General features: G+C 72.9%; 21 protein-coding genes. 16 read left to right on the forward strand and 5 right to left on the reverse strand.

Annotated features, from left to right (window positions below):
- The first annotated feature begins 105 nt into the window (after positions 1-105).
- From IE153_RS17145 to IE153_RS17160, 4 genes are all read left to right on the forward strand, one after another.
- Positions 106-789 carry a ScbR family autoregulator-binding transcription factor gene (locus tag IE153_RS17145; RefSeq protein ID WP_189590535.1) on the forward strand — a complete coding sequence of 228 codons (684 nt, stop codon included), beginning with the start codon at positions 106-108 and terminating at the stop codon, positions 787-789.
- A gap of 171 nt (positions 790-960) precedes the next feature.
- Positions 961-2,364 carry a DUF2252 domain-containing protein gene (locus IE153_RS17150; protein WP_229829022.1) on the forward strand — a complete coding sequence of 468 codons (1,404 nt, stop codon included), beginning with the start codon at positions 961-963 and terminating at the stop codon, positions 2,362-2,364.
- Between the two features lie 95 nt (positions 2,365-2,459).
- Complete coding sequence (locus tag IE153_RS17155; protein WP_189590537.1) at positions 2,460-3,317, forward strand: hypothetical protein; 858 nt, start codon at positions 2,460-2,462, stop codon at positions 3,315-3,317.
- Between the two features lie 58 nt (positions 3,318-3,375).
- On the forward strand, positions 3,376-3,705 hold the full coding sequence (locus IE153_RS17160) for a rhodanese-like domain-containing protein (RefSeq protein WP_030846909.1): 330 nt from the start codon (positions 3,376-3,378) through the stop codon (positions 3,703-3,705).
- 34 nt (positions 3,706-3,739) lie between these two features.
- On the opposite strand, the gene IE153_RS17165 is transcribed toward IE153_RS17160, so the two are convergent.
- Positions 3,740-4,873: an acyl-CoA dehydrogenase family protein gene (locus IE153_RS17165; RefSeq protein WP_189590538.1), complete on the reverse strand. Its 1,134-nt coding sequence runs from the start codon at positions 4,871-4,873 to the stop codon at positions 3,740-3,742.
- A 377-nt stretch (positions 4,874-5,250) separates the two neighbouring features.
- Between IE153_RS17165 and IE153_RS17170 the strand changes: the two genes are divergently transcribed.
- The 3 genes from IE153_RS17170 to IE153_RS17180 are packed head-to-tail and all read left to right on the forward strand — an operon-like array spanning position 5,251 to position 8,149.
- Positions 5,251-6,198, forward strand: a complete 948-nt coding sequence (locus IE153_RS17170) for a DUF5819 family protein (protein WP_189590598.1) — start codon at positions 5,251-5,253, stop codon at positions 6,196-6,198.
- Complete coding sequence (locus IE153_RS17175) at positions 6,195-7,409, forward strand: HTTM domain-containing protein (RefSeq protein WP_189590539.1); 1,215 nt, start codon at positions 6,195-6,197, stop codon at positions 7,407-7,409. Before IE153_RS17170 ends, IE153_RS17175 begins: the two co-directional genes overlap by 4 nt.
- Positions 7,406-8,149, forward strand: coding sequence for a TrmH family RNA methyltransferase (locus tag IE153_RS17180; RefSeq protein WP_189590540.1), 744 nt, complete (start codon positions 7,406-7,408; stop codon positions 8,147-8,149). The genes IE153_RS17175 and IE153_RS17180 overlap by 4 nt, the downstream gene beginning before the upstream one ends.
- Before the next feature lie 104 nt (positions 8,150-8,253).
- Here the strand turns inward: IE153_RS17180 and paaN are convergent, their stop codons facing one another.
- Positions 8,254-9,945: a phenylacetic acid degradation protein PaaN gene (gene paaN, locus IE153_RS17185; RefSeq protein WP_189590541.1), complete on the reverse strand. Its 1,692-nt coding sequence runs from the start codon at positions 9,943-9,945 to the stop codon at positions 8,254-8,256.
- 160 nt (positions 9,946-10,105) lie between these two features.
- Between paaN and IE153_RS17190 the strand changes: the two genes are divergently transcribed.
- Both IE153_RS17190 and IE153_RS17195 read left to right on the forward strand, forming a co-directional pair.
- Positions 10,106-11,626: a 3-hydroxyacyl-CoA dehydrogenase gene (locus tag IE153_RS17190; protein WP_189590542.1), complete on the forward strand. Its 1,521-nt coding sequence runs from the start codon at positions 10,106-10,108 to the stop codon at positions 11,624-11,626.
- A complete protein-coding gene (locus tag IE153_RS17195) occupies positions 11,623-12,213 on the forward strand; it encodes a TetR/AcrR family transcriptional regulator (protein ID WP_031108543.1) in 591 nt (196 codons plus the stop codon). Before IE153_RS17190 ends, IE153_RS17195 begins: the two co-directional genes overlap by 4 nt.
- Positions 12,214-12,229: 16 nt before the next feature.
- Here the strand turns inward: IE153_RS17195 and IE153_RS17200 are convergent, their stop codons facing one another.
- Positions 12,230-12,715 (reverse strand): Lrp/AsnC family transcriptional regulator, encoded by a 486-nt coding sequence (locus tag IE153_RS17200; RefSeq protein WP_097217995.1) that lies wholly within the window; start codon positions 12,713-12,715, stop codon positions 12,230-12,232.
- A gap of 190 nt (positions 12,716-12,905) precedes the next feature.
- Between IE153_RS17200 and pdhA the strand changes: the two genes are divergently transcribed.
- From pdhA to IE153_RS17230, 6 genes are all read left to right on the forward strand, one after another.
- Positions 12,906-14,051 (forward strand): pyruvate dehydrogenase (acetyl-transferring) E1 component subunit alpha, encoded by a 1,146-nt coding sequence (gene pdhA / locus IE153_RS17205; RefSeq protein ID WP_189590543.1) that lies wholly within the window; start codon positions 12,906-12,908, stop codon positions 14,049-14,051.
- On the forward strand, positions 14,048-15,052 hold the full coding sequence (locus IE153_RS17210) for an alpha-ketoacid dehydrogenase subunit beta (RefSeq protein WP_185008501.1): 1,005 nt from the start codon (positions 14,048-14,050) through the stop codon (positions 15,050-15,052). Before pdhA ends, IE153_RS17210 begins: the two co-directional genes overlap by 4 nt.
- A complete protein-coding gene (locus IE153_RS17215; RefSeq protein WP_189590544.1) occupies positions 15,052-16,515 on the forward strand; it encodes a dihydrolipoamide acetyltransferase family protein in 1,464 nt (487 codons plus the stop codon). The genes IE153_RS17210 and IE153_RS17215 overlap by 1 nt, the downstream gene beginning before the upstream one ends.
- 86 nt (positions 16,516-16,601) lie before the next feature.
- On the forward strand, positions 16,602-17,648 hold the full coding sequence (locus IE153_RS17220) for an NTP transferase domain-containing protein (protein ID WP_189590545.1): 1,047 nt from the start codon (positions 16,602-16,604) through the stop codon (positions 17,646-17,648).
- Positions 17,645-19,033, forward strand: a complete 1,389-nt coding sequence (locus IE153_RS17225; protein WP_189590546.1) for a molybdopterin molybdotransferase MoeA — start codon at positions 17,645-17,647, stop codon at positions 19,031-19,033. Before IE153_RS17220 ends, IE153_RS17225 begins: the two co-directional genes overlap by 4 nt.
- Complete coding sequence (locus IE153_RS17230; protein WP_189590547.1) at positions 19,030-20,139, forward strand: potassium channel family protein; 1,110 nt, start codon at positions 19,030-19,032, stop codon at positions 20,137-20,139. The genes IE153_RS17225 and IE153_RS17230 overlap by 4 nt, the downstream gene beginning before the upstream one ends.
- 110 nt (positions 20,140-20,249) lie before the next feature.
- On the opposite strand, the gene IE153_RS17235 is transcribed toward IE153_RS17230, so the two are convergent.
- Both IE153_RS17235 and IE153_RS17240 read right to left on the reverse strand, forming a co-directional pair.
- Positions 20,250-21,098: an ABC transporter permease gene (locus tag IE153_RS17235; protein WP_189590548.1), complete on the reverse strand. Its 849-nt coding sequence runs from the start codon at positions 21,096-21,098 to the stop codon at positions 20,250-20,252.
- Positions 21,095-22,114, reverse strand: a complete 1,020-nt coding sequence (locus tag IE153_RS17240; RefSeq protein ID WP_189590549.1) for an ATP-binding cassette domain-containing protein — start codon at positions 22,112-22,114, stop codon at positions 21,095-21,097. The genes IE153_RS17235 and IE153_RS17240 overlap by 4 nt, the downstream gene beginning before the upstream one ends.
- Before the next feature lie 170 nt (positions 22,115-22,284).
- Here IE153_RS17240 and IE153_RS17245 point away from each other — a divergent pair, with 170 nt between their 5' ends.
- On the forward strand, positions 22,285-23,274 hold the full coding sequence (locus tag IE153_RS17245; RefSeq protein ID WP_189590550.1) for an NAD(P)H-quinone oxidoreductase: 990 nt from the start codon (positions 22,285-22,287) through the stop codon (positions 23,272-23,274).
- Positions 23,275-23,337: the final 63 nt, after the last annotated feature.

Genomic DNA, 23,337 nt, shown 5'->3' on the forward strand with positions numbered 1-23,337 from the left:
ACGAACCGGTTTTTTTCAAAGGGTGAGCCAAGCCGCTGGGACTGGCCCTCGCGCCCTCGCCACACAGCGACTTCACAGGGATCGACGGAGATCAGGAGGCACCCGATGGCGCGACAGGAGCGCGCGATCCGCACCCGGCGGACCATCCTGGAGGCGGCGGCGGCCGTCTTCGACGAACGCGGCTACACCTCGGCGACCATCGGCGAGATCCTGGACCGGGCAGGCGTCACCAAGGGCGCGTTGTACTTCCACTTCGGCTCCAAGGAGGAGCTGGCGGTGGGGGTGTTCGAGGAGCAGCTCGCGATCGCGCTCCCGCCGCAGTCCACCAGGCTCCAGGAGCTCGTCGACTCCGGTCTGGTGATGGCCCGCCGGCTGCGATCCGAACCGCTGGTGCGGGCCAGCGTGGGGCTCGCCCTCGACCAGGGAGCCATGGACCTCGACCGCACCCCGGCCTTCCGGATGTGGATCGACCAGAACACGCAGGTGCTGGGCGAGGCGAAGACCCGGGGCGAGCTGTTGCAGCACGTCGACGTGGCGGAGACGGCGGAGCTGCTGGTCGGCAGCTTCTCCGGGGTGCAGCTGCTGTCCCAGCTGCGCTGCCAGCGGCAGGATCTGGAGCGCCGGGTCGTCGTGCTGTTCGAGCATTTCCTGCCCAGCATCACCGTTCCGGCGGTGCTGGCCCGGCTCGACGTCTCCGTGGACCGGGCCGAGCGGCTGCTGGCGCAGGTGGGGACGGAGGAGGACGCGGCGGCGGTTTCGGAGGAGGCCACCGTGCCCTCGGGTGCGTAGCCCGCCGCTGCCCTGCGGACCCGGCACGAATTGTCCACAGCTGTGGAGTTGTCCACAGGGTCTGACGCGTTTCGGCCGCCGGTTGTACGGTCGGAACGAGTTGATGTTCGTGCGCGTGCGGGGGAGGCGGTCGGGATGACCAGGGCTGGAGCTCAAGGCGAGGGCGGGGCCATGGCGAAGGAAGAGGCCCGGCGCCGGCTGCCCCGGGTGCGTGGCTTCGCCGAGTGGCCGGCCGAGGGCTCGCCCAAGGACGAGGGCAAGGCCCTGCGCAAGCGGATCCCGCGCAGCGCCCACGCCACGCTCGACCTGGACGCGTCCCGGCCCGACGCGGTGAGCGCCGTCGAGGAGTCGGGCCGCGGACGGCTGCCCGAGCTGACCCCGATCCGGGTCGGCCGCATGGCCGCCACCCCGTTCGCCTTCCTGCGCGGCTCGGCGGGCCTCATGGCCTACGACCTGGCGCGCACGCCCATGACCAGAATCCGGGCCCAGCTCTGCGGCGACGCCCACGCGGCCAATTTCGGCCTGTACGGGGACGCGCGCGGCGGCCTGGTCATCGACCTGAACGACTTCGACGAAACGGTGTTCGGCCCCTGGGAGTGGGACCTCAAGCGTCTCGCGGCCTCCCTGGTGCTCGCGGGCCGGGTCGCCGGCGCCGACGAGGACCAGTGCCGCAAGGCGGCGTACGACGCGGCGGGCGCGTACCGCAGGACCATGCGGCTCCTGGCCAAGCTCCCGGTGCTGGACGCGTGGAACGCCATCGCGGACGAGGAACTCGTCTCCCACACGGACGCCCATGATCTGCTCGGCACGCTGGAGCGCGTCTCCGAGAAGGCCCGCCACAACACCAGCGGCCGCTTCGCGGCCAAGTCGACCGAGGTCACCGAGGACGGCGGACGCCGGTTCGTCGACGCCCCGCCGGTCCTGCGGCGCGTCCCGGACGCGGAGGCCGCCGCGGTGGCCGCCTCCCTGGAGGAGTACGTCGGCACCCTCCAGGAGGACCGCCTGCCGCTCCTCGCCCGGCACGCGGTGCAGGACGTGGCCTTCCGCGTCGTCGGCACGGGCAGTGTCGGCACCCGCTCCTACGTCGTGCTGCTTCTGGACCACCGGGGCGAGCCGCTGGTGCTCCAGGTGAAGGAGGCGCGGGCGTCGGCCCTCGTGCCGCATCTGGTGACGGCCGGTTTCGAGGCGCCTCAGGCCGGTCACGAGGGCCGTCGGGTCGTGCTGGGCCAGAAGCGGATGCAGGTCGTCAGCGACAACCTGTTGGGCTGGACGACGGTCGACGGGCTTCCCTTCCAGGTCCGCCAGTTCCGCAACCGCAAGGGCAGCGTCGACCCGGCCGCCCTGGCCGCCGACCAGATGGACGACTACGGCCGCATGACCGGTGCGCTCCTGGCCCGCGCACACGCCCACAGCGCCGATCCGCGGCTCATCGCCGGGTACTGCGGGAAGAACGAGGAGCTGGACGAGGCGATGGCGGACTTCGCCGTGGCCTACGCGGACCGGACCGAGGCGGATCATGCGGAGCTGCTGGCGGGGGTGCGGGCGGGGAAGGTCGCGGCGGAGATGGGGGTGTAGGGCTGCTCGGGCCGTCCGGCAGCCCCGGATGGGCCGCTCCCCGGTCCTGGCCTCCGGGGCGCGGGCGCCGTCGGTTCGTCACCTAGGCTGGTCGGGTGACGACCCCGGAAGCTGAGCAGGACGGCGACGACGCCGCACGGCCCGAGGCGCGGCTGGAGCGGGCCGTGCGGGCCGCCGAGCAGGCGTTGATCGAGTACGAGATCGCGGTGGAGACCTTCCGCGTCGAGGTCGAGAACTTCTCCCGGCTGCACGAACAGAAGCTCGGCCCGCTCTACGCCCGGCTCGAGGAGCTGGACGCCCGCATCCTGGAGGCCAGAGCGGCCCGCAGCGGCGACCCCGCGGACCGGCAGCGGGCGGACGAGGCCCGGGCGCGGCTCGCCCCCATCCCGGGCGTGGAGGAACTGCTGCACGGCTGGATGGACGGCGACGGCCTGTTCCCGGAGGCCTCCGCGATGCTCACCGACCAGCCGGTGCGGCCCCCGCAGCGGGTCCGCCCCAGCGAGGAGGCCCGCAAGCTCTACCGGGACCTCGCCCGCAAGGCCCACCCGGACCTGGCGCAGGAGGAGAAGGAGCGCCGGCGGCGCGAGGAGTTCATCACGCGCGTCAACGCCGCCTACGCCCGGGGCGACGAGGCGGAGCTGCGTGAGCTCGCCGCGGAGTGGGCGAAGGGGCCCGAGCTGAAGCGGGGCCCGAGCCGCGCCGAGGAGCTCTACGCCCGCCTCGAATGGCTCGCCCAGCGCAAGGAGCTGCTCGGCCTGCTCGCCAGGGAACTGGAGGACAGCGCCATCGGCCACATGCTCCAGCTCGCCCCGGACGACCCGGACCGGCTCCTCGACGAGATCGGGCGGGGTCTGCTCGCCCAGGTCTCCGAACGGGAGACGGAGCTGGCCGCGCTGCTCGGCGAGGGAGAAGGCCGGAGCCAGGGCCAGGGCGACGGCGGGGGCCAGGGCTGAGCCGCGCCCGGGCCCGGACGGTTCGGGTAGCGTCGGACGCATGAGTTTTGGAGCTGGTGTGCCCACGGTCGCGGTCGCGGACCTCAAGGACGGTGACTTCCTGCTGGACGTCCGGGAGGACGACGAGTGGAAGGCCGGTCACGCCGAAGGGGCGCTGCACATCCCCATCAGCGAGTTCGTCGCCCGGTACGGCGAGCTGACCGAGGCCGCCCCGCAGGACGGCCGGGTCCATGTGATCTGCCGTTCCGGCGGCCGGTCCGCCCAGGTCACGATGTACCTGGCCCAGCAGGGCGTCGACGCCGTGAACGTCGACGGCGGCATGCAGGTGTGGGAGGCGGTGGGCCGTCCCGTGGTGACGGACGACGGGCAGCAGGGGTTCGTCCTCTAGCCGGGCGTCCGAAGAACCGGCGCTTCATGCCTGGTCAGGCCAGTGGGTGGGCCGCCAGCAGGTCGCCCAGGGCTTCTTCGTGGGCCGCGGCCGGGCCGAGTGACAGCTCCAGGTGCTTGGCCCAGGCGTGGTAGCGGTGCAGGGGGTAGTCGACGTCGGCGCCGAACCCGCCGTGCAGGTGCTGCGCGGTCTGCACGACCCGGCGTACGCCCTCCGCCGCCCAGATCTTGGCCACGGCCACGTCCCCGGCGGCGGGCAGCGGGCCCGGTGCCCCGGAGGCGATCCGCCACGCGGCCTGCCACAGCGTGGCCTCCATCGCGCGCAGGTCGATGTAGCGGTCGGCGGCCTGCACGGCGACGGCCTGGAAGGTCGCGATCGGGAACCCGAACTGCTCCCGCTCGGCCGTGTACTCCCCGGTCATCCGCAGCACGCGCTCCCCGAGTCCGAGCGCCAGCGCACACGTCCCGGTGGTCAGCAGGTCCCGCAGCCACTCCCACGCCCCGTGGGTGTCGATGACGTCCCGGGCGGGCAGCCGTGCCGACTCCAGCCGCAGCTCCCCGAGGCGCTCGCCGCTGGTGGAGAACTGCTCCGCGAGGACGGCGCCCTCGTGCCCGCGCGGCACCAGGGCGAGCACGGTCCGGCCGGTTTCGGTGTGCGCGGGGACGAGGGTGACGTCGGCGTCGTAGGCCCAGGGCACGGCCGTCTGCACCCCGTCCAGCACCCAGGTCCCGCCGTCCTGCCGGGCGGTCACGGCCTGTTCGGCCGGGTCGTGGCCGGTGCGGCCGTGCCCGGCGACGGTCAGGACGATCTCGCCCCGGCCGGCCCGGGCGAGCAGGTCCGCCTTCGCCTCTTCACCGCCGTGGGCCTGGACGGCCGCCGCCGCCGCGCAGCTCTCCAGCAGGGGCACCCTGGCCAGGACCTTCGCCGACTCCCGCAGCACCAGGCAGAGAGCGATGGCGTCCAGACCGGCACCGCCGTACCGGGCGTCGAGCAGCAGGCTCAGCAGGTCCGCGTCGGCGAGCCTGGCCCACAGGGCGCGGTCGCAGGTCTCGGCCACGGCGCCCGGGGTCATGGCCGGACTGGGCACGGCGTCGGGTGCGACGCCGGCGAACACGCCCTTCGCCGCCTCGGACGCCGCTTGCTGCTCCTCGCTGAAGGTGAAGTCCACGGTGCCTGTCCTTCCGGCGGATCCCGTTGAGCTGACGGGGCGTCAAGATAGAACAGGTTCTAGAAGAAGGGAATGGGTGTACGGGCGGGCGCCGTAGGGTGTCACTCCTGCGGACGACCGGCCGGGGCGTCCTGTGGATAACCTGCGTGGGCCCCTGTGGACCAGGGGGACCGCGGCTCTCGGACGGTCGCACTCGCCGTACGGTCGGCCTCCGTGGTGTGGCGACGGCCACGGCGGGACCTGCGGACAGGGGCTGTGCCCGGGTGGGTGTCCTGAGTACCGTGCCCGTGCCGACGCCGCGCAGGCTGCGCGGGCGGTACGACGCCCTCACGGCCGGGCGGACGGAACGACGGACCGGGATCGTGGAACGGGGCGGAATGGACGCGTACGACGAGGGCTCGAACGCCCGGCACGGCCCCAACGCGCCTCGCCGCCCGGCCCCGCCCGCGCAGCGGGGCGCCCCGGCGGACTCGACCGAGCCGGACGTGCCCCCCGGGCCGCCCGAGCCGGACGTGCAGCCGGGGCCTGAGCAGGAGCCGGTCGCGTCGCTCGCACCGCCCGAGCCGGTCGCGTCGCTCGCACCGCCTGAGCCGGTCGCGTCGCTCGCACCGCCTGAGCCGGTCGCGTCGCTCGCACCGCCCGAGCCGTACCCGCCGGGTGAACCCCGTACCGGCATCGCCGCGCTCTCCCCCCGCTATCAGGTCGGGGTCGCCCTGGCGCTCGCGGTCGTCGCCATCGGCGTGTGCGTGCACATCGGGATGACGTTCCTGCATGTCGCGCCGGCGAACACGGTCACCCGGGCGCACGGCGAGGCCGTGGACGACTGGATCTATCCGGAGTTCGAGCAGAACTGGAAGCTGTTCGCGCCGAACCCGCTCCAGCAGAACATCTCGATCCAGGTCCGTGCCGGGGTCCGGGGGCCGGACGGCATGACGCTGACCACCGGCTGGTACGACCTGTCCGCCGAGGACGGCGGCGCCATCGACGGCAACCTGCTGCCCAGCCACACCCAGCAGAACGAGCTGCGCCGCGCCTGGGACTTCTTCGTCGCCACGCACGACAGCGAGAACCGCCCGGTGGGCCTGCGCGGCTCGCTCTCGGAGTCGTATCTGCGCCGGATCATGGTGCTGCGCCTCGACCGCGACGACGCGGTGCGGGCCGCGACCGGGAGTTCCGGGGTGATCGAGCGGGTGCAGGTGCGCTCCCGGACCAGCAACGTGCCGCCGCCCGAGTGGAGCCGGGAGAAGGTCTCCACGACACCGTCGTACCGGGAGCTGCCGTGGTGGAGGGTCCCGCAGGACGAGGCCCGGGGAGGCGTGCGGTGAACCGCTTCTCGCTGGCCGTCTCGGGCGGTATCGCCCGCGTCACCGAGGCGGCCCTCGGCCCCTACCAGACGGCCGTCATCCGCATCGGCTTCAGCGCCACCTGGCTGCTGTTCCTGCTCCGTGAGCTCCCCCACCGCCACGAGCTCTACGGTCCCGACGGCCCCTGGAGCTGGGATCTCGCGCAGCAGCTGGTCGGGTCCAACGGCTCGTTCACCGTCCTGATGTGGTCGGACGGCCGGGTCTGGTTCGAGATCGTCTACGCGCTGGCGGTCCTCTCCGCCGCACTGCTGATGCTGGGCTGGCGCACCCGCACCATGTCGGTGCTGTTCATGGTCGGCGTGCTGTCGCTGCAGAACCGCAGCGTCTTCATGGGCGACGGCGGCGACAACGTGCTGCACCTGATGTCGATCTACCTGGTGTTCACGCGGTGCGCCCGGGTGTGGTCGCTGGACGCCCGGCGGGCCGTGCGGCAGAGGGCGGCACGCGCGCGCGGCGAGCGGGTCACGGACCGGACCGGCCCGGCCCTGTGGGGCGTGCTCGGGTTCGTGCTGGTCGCGGGCACCCTGGTCGGCCGGATGCAGGGCGACTGGCTGATACCGGCACTGCTGTGGACGGTGTGGGTCGTGCAGGCCCTGTGGTGGCTGGTCGGGCGCCGGGCCGGGACCGGTGAGCCGCGGATCATGCTGGACGTGATCGCCAACGTCGTGCACAACGGCGCCCTGCTCGTGATCATGGCCGAGGCGTGTCTGATCTACGCGACGGCCGGCTGGTACAAGATCCAGGGATCGCGCTGGCAGGACGGCACCGCGGTCTACTACCCGCTCCACCTGGAGTACTTCTCGCCCTGGCCGGCCCTTGCCGACCTGCTGTCGGCCAGCGGCACGATGGTGATGCTGGTGACCTACGGGACGGTCCTGGTGCAGGTCGCCTTCCCGTTCACCCTGTTCAACCGGCGGGTGAAGAACGTCCTGCTGGCAGTGATGATCACCGAGCACGCCGTGATCGCCGTGGTCCTGGGGCTGCCGTTCTTCTCGCTGGCGATGATCGCGGCGGACGCGGTGTTCCTGCCGACGGGCTTCCTGCGCCGCCTGGGCGACCTGGCGGCAGGCGCGCGTGACCGGCTCCGGCGCGGGGGCGGGGGGCGTACGCCCCTGCCCGGGCAGCGCACCGAGGGGAGCTCCGAGGCCACGCACGTAGGCTTCGGGGCATGACCGACCCCGTGACCGTCTGGCACCGGCTCGCCGGCGACACCGTCCTGCTCGACGGGTTCCACGCGCTCAAGCACGCGCTGCGCTTCGGCGCCGAGGTGCCGGTGGCGGTCACCGCCGACCGGGCGGCCGCCCTCGCCCTCGCCGACGAGCTGGCCCCGGACGTACGGGACGCGCTGGCCGGGCTGCTGACGGAGGTGCCGCACGCGACGTACGCGTCGTTCGTGCCGCGCCCGCACCCCACCGCCGTGGCCGCCCTGGCCGAAAGGCCGGCCCGCGCCTCCAACCTGGAGAAGCTGGCGCGCATGCCCCGCACGGCCCCGGTCGTGGTCCTCGACAACCCGCGCAACCTGGGCAACGCGGGAGCGGTGATCCGCCTGGCCGCCGGTTTCGGGGCGACCGGTGTGGTGACGACCGGGACGGTCGACCCCTGGCACCCGACGGTCGTGCGGGGCGGGGCGGGACTGCACTACGCGACGACGGTGGAGCGGCTGGCCGCCGAGGAACTGCCGCCGGGCCCGTTGTTCGCCCTGGACCCGGAGGGCGACGACATCCGGAGCGTCAAACTCCCGGACGACGCCGTCCTCGCCTTCGGCTCCGAGCGCACCGGCCTGTCCACGGAACTACGCGCGCGTGCGGACCACTTGCTGTCCCTCCCCATGCGCCCCCAGGTCAGCAGCTACAACTTGGCGACCAGCGTGGCGATGACCCTGTACCACTGGAGTTTCGGAGCACCCCTTTAGAAGCGCCCCGTCAGGGGCGCGGGGAACTGCGCGAGTAACCACAACGCATCGGCACCCGCGCGCCGAGGAGAGCCCCCGAGCTCCTGGGCACCCCCGAGCCCCAGCTACGCGTCGCGCCGCACCTCGACCACCCGGAACCGGTTGGCCACGAACGCCCCGTCGCACAACGCCGCACTGGCCGCCGGATTGCCTCCGGACCCGTGGAAGTCGGAGAACGCGGCCGTCTGGTTCACGTACACCCCACCCGTGAGGTTCAGCGACAGCTGCGCCGCCTCCTCCAGGCAGACCTCCTGCACGGCCTGTTCGACCTCCGGGTCGGTCGTGTACGCCCCGACGGTCATCGCGCCCTTCTCGCGGACGGTCCGCCGCAGCAGCTCCGCCGCGTCCGCGGCCGAGTCGACCGCGACGGCGAAGGACACCGGGCCGAAGCACTCGCTCATGTAGGCGGCCTCGTCGTCCGGCTTGGCCCCGTCCAGCTTCACGATCACCGGCGTACGGACGACCGCCCCCGGGAAGTCCGGGTTGGTGATCTCGCGGGAGGCCAGGGCGACCTCGCCCAGGCCCGCCGCGGCCTCCAGCCGGGCCTTCACGTCCGGGTTGACGATCGCCCCGAGCAGGGCGTTGGCCCGGGCGTCGTCGCCGAGCAGCCCGTCGACGGACTTGGCGAGGTCCGCGACGACCTCGTCGTAGGACTTGGGGCCCTGGTCCGTGGAGATGCCCTCGCGGGGGACGAGGAGGTTCTGCGGGGTCGTGCACATCTGGCCGCTGTACAGGGACAGCGAGAACGCCAGGTTGGAGAGCATGCCCTTGTAGTCGGACGTGGAGTGGACGACGACGGTGTTGACGCCGGCCTTCTCCGTGTAGACCTGCGCCTGGCGGGCGTTGGCCTCCAGCCAGTCGCCGAACTCGGTCGAGCCCGTGTAGTCGATGATCCGGATCTCGGGGCGCAGCGCGAGGGTCTTGGCGATGCCCTCGCCGGGGCGTTCGGCGGCCAGGGCGACCAGGTTCGGGTCGAAGCCGGTCTCCGCGAGCACCTCGCGCGCGACCTGCACGGTGAGGGCGAGCGGCAGCACCGCGCGCGGGTGGGGCTTGACCAGGACCGCGTTGCCGGTGGCGAGGGAGGCGAACAGGCCCGGGTAGCCGTTCCACGTCGGGAAGGTGTTGCAGCCGATCATCAGGGCGATGCCCCGCGGGACCGGCGTGAACTGCTTGTTCATGGCCAGCGGATCGCGCTTGCCCTGGGGCTTGGTCCACTCTGCGTTGTCGGGCGTGCGCACCTGCTCGACGTAGGCGTAGGCCACCGCCTCCAGGCCGCGGTCCTGCGCGTGCGGCCCGCCCGCCTGGAACGCCATCATGAACGCCTGGCCGGAGGTGTGCATGACCGCGTGCGCGAACTCGTGCGTCCGGTCGCTGATGCGCTTGAGGATCTCCAGGCAGACCACGGCGCGCTGCTCGGCGCCCGCGTCCCGCCAGGCCCGCTGACCGGCCTTCATGGCGGGCAGCAGCACGTCGAGGTCCGCGTGCGGGTACGTCACGCCCAGGTCGACGCCGTACGGGGACGTCTCGCCGCCCACCCAGTCGTCCGTGCCCGGCTGGCCGAGGTCGAGGCGGGAGCCGAGCAGGGCGTCGAAGGCGGCCTTGCCCGCCGCCGCGTCCAGGCTGCCGTTCTCCCCGTAGGCCTTGGGGTGCTCGGGGTGCGGGGACCAGTAGGCGCGCGTGCGGATCACTTCCAGCGCCTGGTCGAGGGTGGACCGGTGCCGGGCGATCAGCTCGTGCGCCGAGAGTGCGGCGGTCATGGGTGACCATCTCCTCGTCTCAAGAACTCTTCGTCGAGTTCATGACCTGGGCAGAAACCTGGGCAGGAACACTCGGACAGAGCTAGAGTAACCGAACGATCGGTCGGTTCAAGGGGGTCCGCCGCATCTGTGGAAAACCCCGTGCGGGAGGATCGCGCACATGACAGCACTCGACCTCAGCAGCCCCGTGGCCGTCGTCGGCACCGGCACCATGGGCCAGGGAATCGCCCAGGTCGCGCTGGTCGCGGGCCATCCCGTACGGCTGTACGACACCCTCCCCGGGCGGGCCCGGGAGGCGGCAGACGCGATCGGTGCCCGCCTGGACCGGCTCGTCGAGAAGGAGCGGCTCAGCGACGCCGACCGGGACGCCGCCCGCGCCCGGTTGCTGCCCGCCGAGGACCTCCCCGAGCTCGCCGACTGCGCCCTCGTCATCGAGGCCGTCCTGGAGCGGCTGGACGTCAAACAAGACCTGTTCCGCGCGCTGGAAGGCATCGTCGCCGACGACTGCCTGCTCGCCACCAACACCTCGTCGCTGTCCGTCACCGCCATCGGCGGCGCCCTGCGCAACCCCGGCCGGTTCGTCGGCCTGCACTTCTTCAACCCCGCGCCGCTGCTGCCGCTGGTCGAGGTCGTCTCCGGGTTCGCCACGGACGTCTCGTCGGCCACGCGCGCGTACGAGACCGCCCGCGCCTGGGGCAAGACACCCGTCGCCTGCGCGGACACCCCCGGCTTCATCGTCAACCGCATCGCCCGGCCCTTCTACGCCGAGGCCTTCGCGGTCCACGAGGCGCAGGTCGCCGACCCGGCCACCATCGACGCCGTGCTGCGCGAGTCGGGCGGCTTCCGGATGGGCGCCTTCGAGCTGACCGACCTGATCGGCCAGGACGTCAACGAGTCCGTCACGCAGTCGGTCTGGCAGTCCTTCTTCCAGGACGTGCGCTTCACGCCGTCCCTCGCCCAGCGGCGCCTGGTCGAGTCCGGCCGGCTCGGCCGCAAGACGGGCCACGGCTGGTACGACCACGGGGAGGGCGCCGAGCGACCCGAGCCGGACACCGCCGAGAAGCGGCAGCCGCCCGCGTACGTCGTCGCCGAGGGCGACCTGGGCCCGGCGTCCGAACTGCTCGAGCTGATCCGCGAGGCGGGCATTCCGGTCCGTGACGACAGCGACGACGACGACCAGGGGGCGTGTCTGCTCCTCCCGAGCGGCGGCCGGCTCGTCCTCGCCGACGGGCAGACCGCCGTGGAGTACCGGGACTTCGTCTACTTCGACCTCGCCCTGGACTACCGCACGGCCGGCCGGATCGCCCTGTCCGCCTCCCAGGAAACCTCCCCACAGGTCCTCGCCGAGGCCATCGGCCTCTTCCAGGCGCTCGGCAAGCGGGTCAGCGTCATCGGCGACGTCCCCGGCATGATCGTCGCCCGCACGGTCGCGCGCATCATCGACCTCGCGCACGACGCGGTCGCCAAGGGCGTGGCCACCGAGGAGGACATCGACACCGCGATGCGCCTCGGCGTCAACTACCCCCTGGGCCCCTTCGAGTGGAGCCGCCGCCTCGGCCGCACCTGGGCCTACGTGCTCCTGGACGACCTGCACCGGCGCGATCCCTCGGGCCGCTACGCGCCCTCCCTGGCCCTGTACCGCCACGCCCACGCCTCCGACTCGCGGGAGGGCACCTCATGACCACCGCCAAGCGCGACACCTACACCCCGGACACGCTGCTGTCCGTCGCCGTCCAGGTGTTCAACGAGCGTGGCTACGACGGCACCTCCATGGAGCACCTCTCCAAGGCGGCCGGCATCTCCAAGTCGTCGATCTATCACCACGTCGCCGGCAAGGAGGAGCTGCTGCGCCGGGCCGTGAGCCGGGCCCTGGACGGCCTCTTCGGGATCCTCGACGAGGAGCACGCGCGCGTGGGGCGCGCCTCGGACCGCCTGGAGTACGTCGTCCGGCGCATGGTCGAGGTGCTCATCGCCGAACTGCCCTACGTGACGCTGCTGCTGCGCGTGCGCGGCAACACCGACACCGAGCGGTGGGCCCTGGATCGGCGCCGCGACTTCGACCACCGGGTCGCCGACCTGCTCAAGGCGGCCGCCGCGGACGGGGACGTGCGCGCCGACATAGAGGTGCGGCTGGTGACCCGACTGGTCTTCGGCATGATCAACTCGATCGTCGAGTGGTACCGGCCGGACGGCCGCGGCATGAACGAGCGCGAGGTGGCCGACGCGGTGGTGCAGCTGGCCTTCGGGGGCCTGCGCAAAGCCGCCTGACACCCGCCCCTGACCTCTAGCCCTGCGGCTCCAGGTCCTCCTCCTCGAACACCAGCAGCGTGCGCGTGCTGAGCACCTGCGGGATCGCCTGGAGCCGGGTCAGCACCAGCTCGCGCAGCGCCCGGTTGTCGGACACGTGCACCAGCAGCAGCACGTCGAAATCGCCGCCCACCAGGGCGATGTGGGAGGCGCCGGGCAGCTGTCTGAGCTCCTTGCGCACCGTGCGCCAGGAGTTCTGCACGATCTTCAGCGTGATGTACGCGGACGTGCCCTGACCTGCCCGCTCGTGGTTGACGCGGGCGCCGAAGCCGCGGATGACGCCGTCCTCGACGAGCCGGTTGATACGGGCGTAGGCGTTGGCGCGCGAGACGTGGACCCGGTCGGCGACGGACCGTATCGAGGCGCGGCCGTCCGCCTGGAGCATGCGCAGGATGTCCTGATCGATGGCGTCCAGGGGCCGCGGCGGCGGAAGCACACCGCTGTCGTCCTGGCTCTCGGCCATTTGTTCAGATGCCACCCGCCCCCGCCTCTCTGCCATGGACGTACTGCGTCCATCACAGGCTGTGGAGAACCGTTTGTCCACAGCCTGAGGCCACCCATAGCCAAATTGTGCCGTCGACCGAACAATCGGTAGGTGAGGCGGGTCACAGCCGACGCGCCTCTTCGAGCCGCTCCCACGAGGAGGTGCCGTCATGACGGTCATGGAGCAGCGGGGCGCGTACAAGCCGACCCCGCCGCCCGCCTGGCAGCCCCGGACGGATCCCGCGCCGCTGCTGCCCGACGCCGAGCCGTACCGCGTCCTCGGCACCGAGGCGGCCGCGAAGGCCGACCCCGAGCTGCTGAGGACGCTGTACGCGCAGCTGGTGAAGGGCCGCCGCTACAACGCGCAGGCCACCGCCCTCACCAAGCAGGGCCGTCTCGCGGTCTACCCCTCCACCACCGGCCAGGAGGCCTGCGAGGTCGCCGCCGCGCTGGTGCTGAAGGAGCAGGACTGGCTCTTCCCGAGTTACCGCGACACCCTCGCCGTGGTGGCCCGCGGCGTGGATCCCGTCGAGGCGCTCACCCTGCTGCGCGGCGACTGGCACACCGGCTACGACCCCTACGAGCACCGGGTCGCCCCCCTGTGCACCCCGCTCGCCACGCAGCTGCCGCACGCCGTCGGTCTCGCCCACGCCGCCCGCCTCAAGGGCGACGACGTGGTCGCGCTGGCCATGGTCGGCGACGGCGGCACCAGCGAGGGCGACTTCCACGAGGCGCTGAACTTCGCCGCCGTCTGGCAGGCCCCGGTCGTCTTCTTCGTGCAGAACAACGGCTTCGCGATCTCCGTACCGCTGGCCAAGCAGACCGCGGCCCCGTCGCTGGCCCACAAGGCCGTCGGCTACGGCATGCCCGGCCGCCTGGTCGACGGCAACGACGCAGCCGCCGTGCACGAGGTGCTCTCCGACGCCGTACGCCACGCCCGCGCGGGCGGCGGTCCCACGCTGGTCGAGGCGATCACGTACCGCGTCGACGCCCACACCAACGCCGACGACGCGACCCGCTACCGCGGCGACGCCGAGGTCGAGACCTGGCGCGAGCACGACCCGATCCGGCTGCTGGAGCACGAGCTGACCGCGCGCGGCCTGCTCGACGAGGCCGGCATCGAGGCCGCCCGCCAGGACGCCGAGACCATGGCGGCGGCCCTGCGCGAGCAGATGAACCAGGACCCGGTCCTGGACCCGATGGACCTGTTCACCCACGTCTACGCCGAGCCCACCCCGCACCTGCGCGAGCAGCAGGACCAGCTGCGGGCCGAGCTGGAGGCCGAAGCCGACACCGAGGGGGGCACGCACCGATGACCACCGTCGCCGTCAAGCCGGCCACCATGGCGCAGGCCCTCACGCGCGCGCTGCGCGACGCCATGGCCGCCGACCCCGCCGTGCACGTCATGGGCGAGGACGTCGGCACCCTCGGCGGCGTCTTCCGCGTCACCGACGGCCTCGCCAAGGAGTTCGGCGAGGACCGCTGCACGGACACCCCGCTCGCCGAGGCCGGCATCCTCGGCACCGCCGTCGGCATGGCGATGTACGGCCTGCGCCCGGTCGTGGAGATGCAGTTCGACGCGTTCGCCTACCCGGCGTTCGAGCAGCTCATCTCGCACGTGGCCCGCACGCGCAACCGCACCCGCGGCAGGATGCCCCTGCCGATCACCATCCGCGTCCCCTACGGCGGCGGCATCGGCGGCGTCGAGCACCACAGCGACTCCTCCGAGGCGTACTACATGGCGACTCCGGGGCTCCATGTGGTCACGCCCGCCACGGTCGCCGACGCCTACGGGCTGATGCGCGCCGCCATCGCCTCCGACGACCCGGTCGTCGTCCTGGAGCCGAAGCGGCTGTACTGGTCGAAGGACTCCTGGAACCCCGAGGAGCCGACGCCCGTTGAACCGATCGGCCGCGCGGTGGTGCGGCGCCCGGGCCGGAGCGCCACGCTCATCACGTACGGGCCGTCCGTACCCGTCTGCATGGAGGCGGCCGAGGCGGCCCGGGCCGAGGGCTGGGACCTCGAAGTCGTCGACCTGCGCTCCCTGGTGCCGTTCGACGACGAGACGGTGTGCGCCTCGGTGCGGCGGACGGGACGCGCGGTCGTCGTCCACGAGTCGGGTTCCTTCGGGGGCCCGGGCGGGGAGATCGCGGCCCGGGTCACGGAGCGCTGCTTCCACCACCTGGAGGCGCCGGTGCTGCGTGTGGCCGGGTTCGACGTCCCGTACCCGCCGCCGATGCTGGAGCGCCACCACCTGCCCGGTGTGGACCGGATCCTGGACGCCGTGGGGCGCCTGCAGTGGGAGGCCGAGAGCTGATGGCACACGCTTCTGGTATGCACAGCCTGGAATTCAAGCTGCCCGACCTCGGGGAGGGGCTCACCGAGGCGGAGATCGTACGGTGGCTTGTCGAGGTCGGAGACCTCGTCACCATCGACCAGCCGGTCGTCGAGGTCGAGACGGCCAAGGCGATGGTCGAGGTGCCGTGCCCCTACGGCGGTGTGGTCACGGCCCGCTTCGGCGAGGAGGGCACGGAACTGCCCGTCGGGGCGCCGCTGATCACGGTGGCGGTGGGGGAGCGGCCCGCTTCCGCCTCCGGCTCCGGTGGCACCGCCTCCGAGGGGTCGGGCAACGTCCTGGTCGGATACGGCACCTCCGAGGCGCCCGCGCGGCGCCGCCGGGTACGGCAGGAGCGGCCGGTGTCCGGCGCGTCCGCGGCAGCCGGGCCGACCGGTGCCGCCGCGGAGCCGGTGCAGGCGCAGGCCGCCGCAGGCCCCGCGGCCGCAGTGGCCACGCAGGCGGGCGAGCCCCCGGCATCGGTGAACGGGCAGGCCGGCGGCCCCGGGGCGGACGACGGTCCCGTCCCCGTGATCTCGCCCCTGGTGCGCCGGCTGGCCCGGCAGAACGGCCTGGACCTGCGGGAGCTGACCGGGTCCGGCCCCGACGGGCTGATCCTGCGTGCGGACGTCGAGTACGCCCTGCGTGCATCGGTCCAGGGCGCCACGGCGGCACCGGCGGCCGAGCAGCACCCGCGTGTGCCGCAGGCACCGAGTCCGGCCCTCGCGTCCCGGTCCTCGGCGCCGGCGGCCCCCGGCGAGATCCGCACCCCGCTCAAGGGAATCCGGGGCGCCGTCGCCGACAAGCTGGCGCGCAGTCGCCGCGAGATCCCGGACGCCACCTGCTGGGTGGACGCCGACGCCACGGAGCTGATGCGGGCGCGCGCGGCCATGAACGCGGCCGGCGGTCCGAAGATCTCCCTCCTGGCCCTGCTGGCCAGGATCTGCACCGCGGCCCTCACCCGCTTCCCCGAGCTCAACTCCACGGTGGACACGGAGGCCAGGGAGGTCGTCCGGTTCGACCACGTGCACCTGGGCTTCGCGGCGCATACCGACCGGGGCCTCGTCGTCCCTGTCGTGCGGGACGCGCACGTGCGGGACGCCGAGTCGCTGACCGCCGAGTTCGCGCGGCTGACCGAGGCGGGCCGCACGGGGACGCTGACACCGGGCGAACTCACCGGCGGCACCTTCACGTTGAACAACTACGGCGTTTTCGGCGTCGACGGCTCCACCCCGATCATCAACCACCCCGAGGCCGCCATGCTCGGCGTCGGACGCATCGTCCCCAAGCCGTGGGTGCACGAGGGCGAGCTGGCGGTGCGGCAGGTCGTGCAGCTCTCGCTCACGTTCGACCACCGGGTGTGCGACGGGGGCGTGGCGGGCGGCTTCCTGCGGTACGTGGCGGACTGCGTGGAACAACCGGCGGTGCTGCTGCGGACGCTGTGATTCCCGTTCCTCGTCCGAGCTGGTGCTCGTGATCGCGTCGCTTCCCCCGCGTTCCGTGTGATCGCGGGGGCACGCATACTCGGGGGGTGACCGCCTACGAGCCCCCCGGTGAACCCGGCGCCGCCACTGGCCCCGCGCACGGGTCAGGCCCCGCCCGGTACGACGCCGTCGTACTCGCGGGCGGCGCCTCCCGGCGCCTGGGCGGCACGGACAAACCCGGCGTGCGGGTGGGCGGACGGCCCCTGCTCGACCGGGTGCTCGCGGCCTGCGCCACCGCTCGCACCACCGTCGTCGTCGCCGCGCCCCGGCCCACCGCTCGGCCCGTGACCTGGGCCCGCGAGGACCCGCCCGGTGGTGGACCGCTCGCCGCGCTCGACGCCGGGCTCCGCCACACCACGGCCGAGCACGTCGTGGTGCTCTCCGCCGACCTGCCGTTCCTTCAGGAGCCGACCGTGGGCCGCCTGCTGGGCGCGCTGCGGGCGGGCGGCCGCGACGGCGTGCTGCTGACCGACCCCGGCGGCCGTGACCAGCCGCTCGTGGCCGCCTACCGCGCGCCGCGGCTGCGTGAGGAGCTCGCGCTCCTCGCCGGACGGCACGGCGCTCTCGCCGGTCTCCCCCTGCGGCGTCTCACCGCCGAGCTGGACCTCACCCGCATCTCCGACCCCGTCGCGTCCTTCGACTGCGACACCTGGGACGACATCGCCACCGCCAGGGCACGTATCAGGGAGCATGGGCACGTGTTGGATGAATGGATTTCCGCCGTCAAGGACGAACTGGGGATCGACCTCGATGTCGACACCCACGGCCTGCTCGACCTCGCTCGCGACGCCGCCCACGGTGTGGCCCGGCCCGCGGCGCCGCTGACCACCTTCCTCGTCGGCTACGCGGCCGCGCAGGCCGGCGGCGGCCCCGAGGCGGTCGCGGAGGCCGCCCGCAAGGCCGTGGCCCTCGCCGCCCGCTGGGCGCAGGAGAGCACCTCCGAGGCCGAGCCGTCGGGCGACGGACCGCAGCCGTCGGGCAGTGGGCCGCAGCCGTCAGGCACTGGGACGCAACCGTCCGGCGACGGCCCGCAGCCGTCTCCGGGCGATCTCGCCCCCGACGCCACCCCTGACACCCGCCCGGACGCCGGATGACCCCGCACGGCGCCCGTGCCGGTGAGGACGCCGAGGACCTCGACGTCGAGGAGGTGCTCGCCCTCGTGAGGAACAGCAACGGCGATCACCTGCCCGACCCCGCGGCACGCAGTGAGGGAGGTGAGACCGGCAGCGCCCACCGGCCCGACCCCTCCGCCCGGCCCGACACCCGCCACCGCGCCACCCCCTGGCCCGAGGCCAGGGCCCTCGCCGAACGCACCGGCCGTGACGCCGCCCGGGCGGCCCGTCGCGAGCCCGTCTCGGCGCCCCTCGACACCGCCCTCGGTCTGACCCTCGCCGCCCCGCTCGACGCCCTCACCGACCTCCCCTCCTTCGACACGTCCGCGATGGACGGCTGGGCGGTCTGCGGCCCCGCCCCCTGGCACGTGCGGGACGAGGGCGTCCTCGCCGGCCACGCCGCGCCCCCGTCCCTCACCGACGGCGAGGCCGTCCGGATCGCCACCGGCGCCCGCATCCCCCCGGACACCACCGCGGTCCTGCGCAGCGAGCACGGCCGCACCGACGACAAGGGCCGCCTGTACGCGACCCGGGACGTCGTCCCCGGCCAGGACATCCGCCCGCGCGGCCAGGAGTGCCGCACCGGCGACCAGCTTCTCGCCGTCGGCACCCTCGTCACCCCGGCCGTCCTCGGGCTCGCGGCGGCGGCCGGCTACGACGCCGTCACCGCGGTCCCCCGCGCCCGCGCCGAAGTCCTGGTCCTCGGAGACGAGTTGCTCACCCAGGGTCTGCCGCACGACGGCCTGATCCGGGACGCGCTCGGCCCCATGCTGCCGCCCTGGCTGCGGGCGCTCGGCGCCGAGGTCACCGCCGTCCGGCGCATCCGCGACGACGCCGACGCCCTGCACCAGGCCGTCACCGCCTCCGACGCCGACGTCATCCTCACCACCGGTGGCACCGCGGCGGGTCCCCTCGACCACGTCCACCCCACCCTGCGCCGGATCGGCGCCGAACTCCTCGTGGACGGCGTCAAGGTGCGCCCGGGCCACCCCATGCTGCTGGCCCGCACCAGGCCGGCCCAGCACCTCGTCGGCCTGCCGGGCAACCCGCTCGCCGCCGTCTCCGGGCTGCTGACGCTCGCCGAGCCGCTGCTGCGGATCCTCGCGGCCCGCCCTGCCCCGGAGCCGTACACGATGCCGCTCCGGGACGCCGTGCACGGGCACCCGCACGACACCCGGCTCGTCCCCGTCGTCCTGCGCGGCGACGAGGCCGTGCCGCTGCATTACAACGGCCCCGCGATGCTGCGCGGCATCGCGGCGGCCGACGCGCTGGCCGTCGTGCCGCCGGGCGGCGCACGTCCCGGGCAGGAGGCGGAACTGCTCGACCTGCCCTGGGCGTCCGCAGGAATCGGGGTGTGTTTCACGTGAAACTTCCGGGCCAGGACGTGATCGCCCGCCAGGCCGACGAGCATCTGGTGACCTATCGGGTGAAGCTTCCGAGGAAAGTGGTGGAGCACCCGATCCGCCAGGTCGCCAAGCGCCTCTCCATGGCGCTGTTCGTCCTCGTGCTGACCGCGCTGATCGTCTACGCCGACCGCGACGGCTACAACGACAACGCGGGCGGCGGCCTCAGCCTCCTCGACGCGTTCTACTACGCCACCGTCACGCTCTCGACCACCGGCTACGGTGACATCACCCCGGCGAGCGAGAGTGCCCGGCTCACGAACATCCTCGTCGTCACGCCCCTGCGCGTGCTGTTCCTGATCATCCTGGTCGGTACCACCCTCGAAGCCCTCACCGAACGCACCCGGGAGGAGTGGCGGCTGACCCGCTGGAGGTCCACGTTGCGCGATCACACCGTCGTCATCGGCTTTGGCACGAAGGGCAGGTCGGCGATCCGGACCGTCTGCGCGACGGGTCTGAAGAAGGAACAGGTCGTCGTGGTCGACCCCAGTGCCAAGGTGATCGAAGCCGCGACCGCCGAGGGCTACGCCGGCATCGTCGGGGACGCGACTCGCAGCGAGGTGCTGAAGCAGGCCGAGGTGCACAAGGCGCGCCAGATCATCATCGCGACCCAGCGCGACGACACCGCGGTCCTGGTGGCGCTGACGGCCCGCCAGCTCAACCGCGGGGCGAAGATCGTGGCCACGGTGCGGGAGGAGGAGAACGCGCCGCTGCTCAAGCAGTCGGGCGCCGACGCGGTCGTCACCAGCGCCAGCGCCGCCGGCCGGCTGCTGGGCCTGTCCGTGCTCAGCCCCTCCGCCGGCATGGTCATGGAGGACCTCATCCAGCAGGGCAGCGGCCTCGACATCGTCGAACGGCCGGTCGTCAAGGCCGAGGTGGGCAAGACGCCTCGGGAGGTCGCCGACCTGGTCGTCAGCGTCATACGCGGCCACCGGGTCCTCGGCTACGACGACCCGTCCGTCGGGAGGCTGGAGCTGACGGACCGGCTCATCACGATCGTGCGGAAGACCCCGGCCACCCAGGTCGCGCCGGACATCCGCCCGATGCCGCCCATGCCCCGCAACAACTGACGAGCGCAGCGAACGGCCGGCCGCCCCGAACTGACGAGCGTCAGCGAACGGCCGGCCGCCCCGCACCCGTACGGTGCGCGACGGCCGGCCGAAAGCGCGGCGATCCAGGGCTACTTCCGGTTGTAGAGCCGCATCGTGACGGGCCCGAAGACCAGCACGAACAGCGCCGCCCAGCCCAGCGACCAGGCGACCTCGTCGGCCGGCCAGTCCCCGCCCATCAGGCCGCGCACCGCCGACGCCAGATGCGTGATGGGGCTGTTGTTCACGAACGCCTGCAGCCAGCCCGGCATGGTCGTCGGGTCCACGAACACGTTGGACAGGAACGTGAGCGGGAAGATCACCATCATGCTGACGCCCATCACCGACTTCTCGGTGCGCAGCATCAGCCCGAACATCGTCCAGATCCACGAGAAGGCGAACGAGAAGGCCACCAGCAGGGCGATCCCGGCGAGCACACCGGCTACCCCGCCGTCCGGCCGGTAGCCGAGGATGATGCCGACGGTGAGCATCACGATCGAGGCGATGGTGTACCGAAGGGCGTCACCGAGCAGATAGCCGACCATCGTCGACGGCCGCCAGATCGGCAGGCTGCGGAACCGGTCGAAGACGCCCTTCTCGATGTCGGTGTTCACGGAGACACCCGTGTACATCGTGATCATCACGACCGACATCACGAGGATGCCCGGCAGCAGGAACTGGATGTACTCCTCCGGCGAGCCGGCCAACGCCCCGCCGAACAGGTACGTGTACATCAGCACCATCATGATCGGGAACGCCGTGACGTCGAAGAGCTGCTCCGGCACGTGCTTGATCTTGAGGATGGCCCGCCAGCCGAAGGTCATCGAGGCCGACCACGCGCTGGGCCGCGGCGGCCGCTCCTTGGTGACGAGCAGGGCGGCGAGCGACTCGGCGCTGACCGGGGCGAGCTCCTTGCTCTCGGTGGTCGTCGCGGTGCTCATGCCGCCACCTCGTCCTTCGGGTCGTCGGAGCGGTCGGAGGAGTCGTGCGTGTCGTGGCCGGTGAGGGCGAGGAACACCTCGTCCAGGCTGGGCTGGCCCAGCGAGAAGTTGTCCACGGTGATCCCGGCGCTGGCCAGCGCGCCCAGGGCGCGGGAGGCCTGCTCGGCCGCGGAGTCGTCGCTCGCCGCCGTACCGAGGCGGGCGGTGAGGGCCACCGGGTCGGGCTCCGGCTGCACCTTCGCTTCCAGGGCGCGGCGCAGCAGCTCGGCCGCGAGGTCGCGCTGGTCGGGATCGCGCAGCCGCAGATGCACGGACCCGGCCCCGACGGACGACTTCAGCTCGCCCTTGGTGCCCTCGGCGATCACTCTGCCGCGGTCGATGACGGCGATCCGGGACGCCAGCTGATCGGCCTCGTCCAGATACTGCGTGGTCAGTAGCACCGTGGTGCCCTGGGCGACCACGGCCCGCACGATCTCCCAGACCTGGTTGCGGCTGCGCGGGTCCAGGCCGGTGGTCGGCTCGTCGAGGAACAGCAGGTCGGGGGTGTTGAGGATGGACGCGGCGATGTCGATACGGCGCCGCATGCCGCCCGAGTAGTGCTTGACCTGCTTCGCGGCGGCCTCCGAAAGGCCGAAGGCCTCCAGGAGCTGGGCGGCGCGCTCACGGGCGGCCTTCTTGTGGTGGCCGAGCAGCCGGCCCAGCAGGACCAGGTTCTCGGTGCCGGTGAGGTCCTCGTCGACCGAGGCGTACTGGCCGGTGAGGCTCACCCGGCCGCGCACCTCGTCCGCCTCGCGGACGATGTCGTGGCCGAAGACATGCGCTTCGCCGCCGTCCGGCCGCAGGAGTGTGGCGAGCATCTTCACGGTGGTGGTCTTGCCGGCGCCGTTCGGGCCGAGGACGCCGTACACCGTGCCCGCGGGCACGGACAGGTCGACGCCGTCGACGGCCCTCGTCTCGCCGAACGTTTTCACCAGGCCCGCTGTCTCGATCGCCAGGCCGGACATCTGCGTGCTCATGCTTCGGGTCCTTCCGCGTGCTTGGGCTACGCATGGGGAGACCTTTACCGTCGCGCAAACTCATCGGTGACGCACACGGATTTTCGCCGGGACCGGACCAATGGCGTAGGGGGCGGGGGCCCGGGGACGGAGGGGACTCCGTCCGGGGACCGAGGGGTACGGTCCCTTGCATGCATGCGATCACGATTCCCGAACCTGGTGGGCCCGAGGCGCTGGTCTGGGACGAGGTCCCGGACCCCGTGCCCGGCGAGGGCGAGGTCCTGGTCGAGGTGGCGGCCGGTGCCGTCAACCGGGCCGACATCCTGCAGCGGCAGGGCTTCTACGAACCCCCGCCCGGAGCGTCCCCCTATCCCGGCCTGGAGTGCTCCGGACGGATCGCCGCGATCGGCACCGGCGTCCCGGGCTGGAACGTCGGCGACGAGGTGTGCGCGCTGCTCTCCGGCGGCGGTTACGCCGAGAAGGTGGCCGTGCCGGCCGGGCAGCTGCTGCCGGTGCCCGACGGGGTCGGCCTGACGCAGGCCGCGGCGCTGCCCGAGGTGGCCTGCACCGTCTGGTCGAACGTCTTCATGGTTGCCCACCTGCGGCCCGGCGAGACGCTCCTCGTGCACGGCGGCTCCAGCGGCATCGGCACCATGGCCATCCAGCTCGCCAAGGCGGTGGGTGCGCGGGTGGCCGTGACGGCCGGTACGAAGGAGAAGCTCCAGCGGTGCGCCGAGCTGGGCGCCGACATCCTGGTCAACTACCGCGAGCAGGACTTCGTCGAGGAGGTCAGGAAGGCGACGGACGGCGCCGGGGCCGATGTCATCCTCGACAACATGGGCGCCAAGTACCTGGAGCGCAACGTCAAGGCCCTGGCCGTCAACGGCCGGCTCGCGATCATCGGCATGCAGGGCGGCGTGAAGGGCGAGCTGAACATCGGCGCCCTGCTGGCCAAGCGCGCCGCCATCAGCGCGACGTCCCTGCGCGCCCGCCCCCTGGAGGAGAAGGCGGCCATCGTCGCCGCCGTCCGCGAACACGTCTGGCCGCTGTTCACCGGCGGCCACCTGCGCCCGGTCGTCGACCGCGAGCTCCCGATGCCGGAGGCCGCCGCCGCGCACCGCGTGGTGGAGGAGAGCGGCCACGTCGGCAAGGTCCTCCTGATCGCCCCGAACACCGCCTGACCCTTCTGGCCGGGCCGGCCGCACCCTCCTGGCCGGGCCGGGCCGGCTGCACCCTTCTGGCCG

This window comes from Streptomyces massasporeus (genome assembly GCF_014648995.1).
GTDB classification, from domain to species: domain Bacteria; phylum Actinomycetota; class Actinomycetes; order Streptomycetales; family Streptomycetaceae; genus Streptomyces; species Streptomyces massasporeus.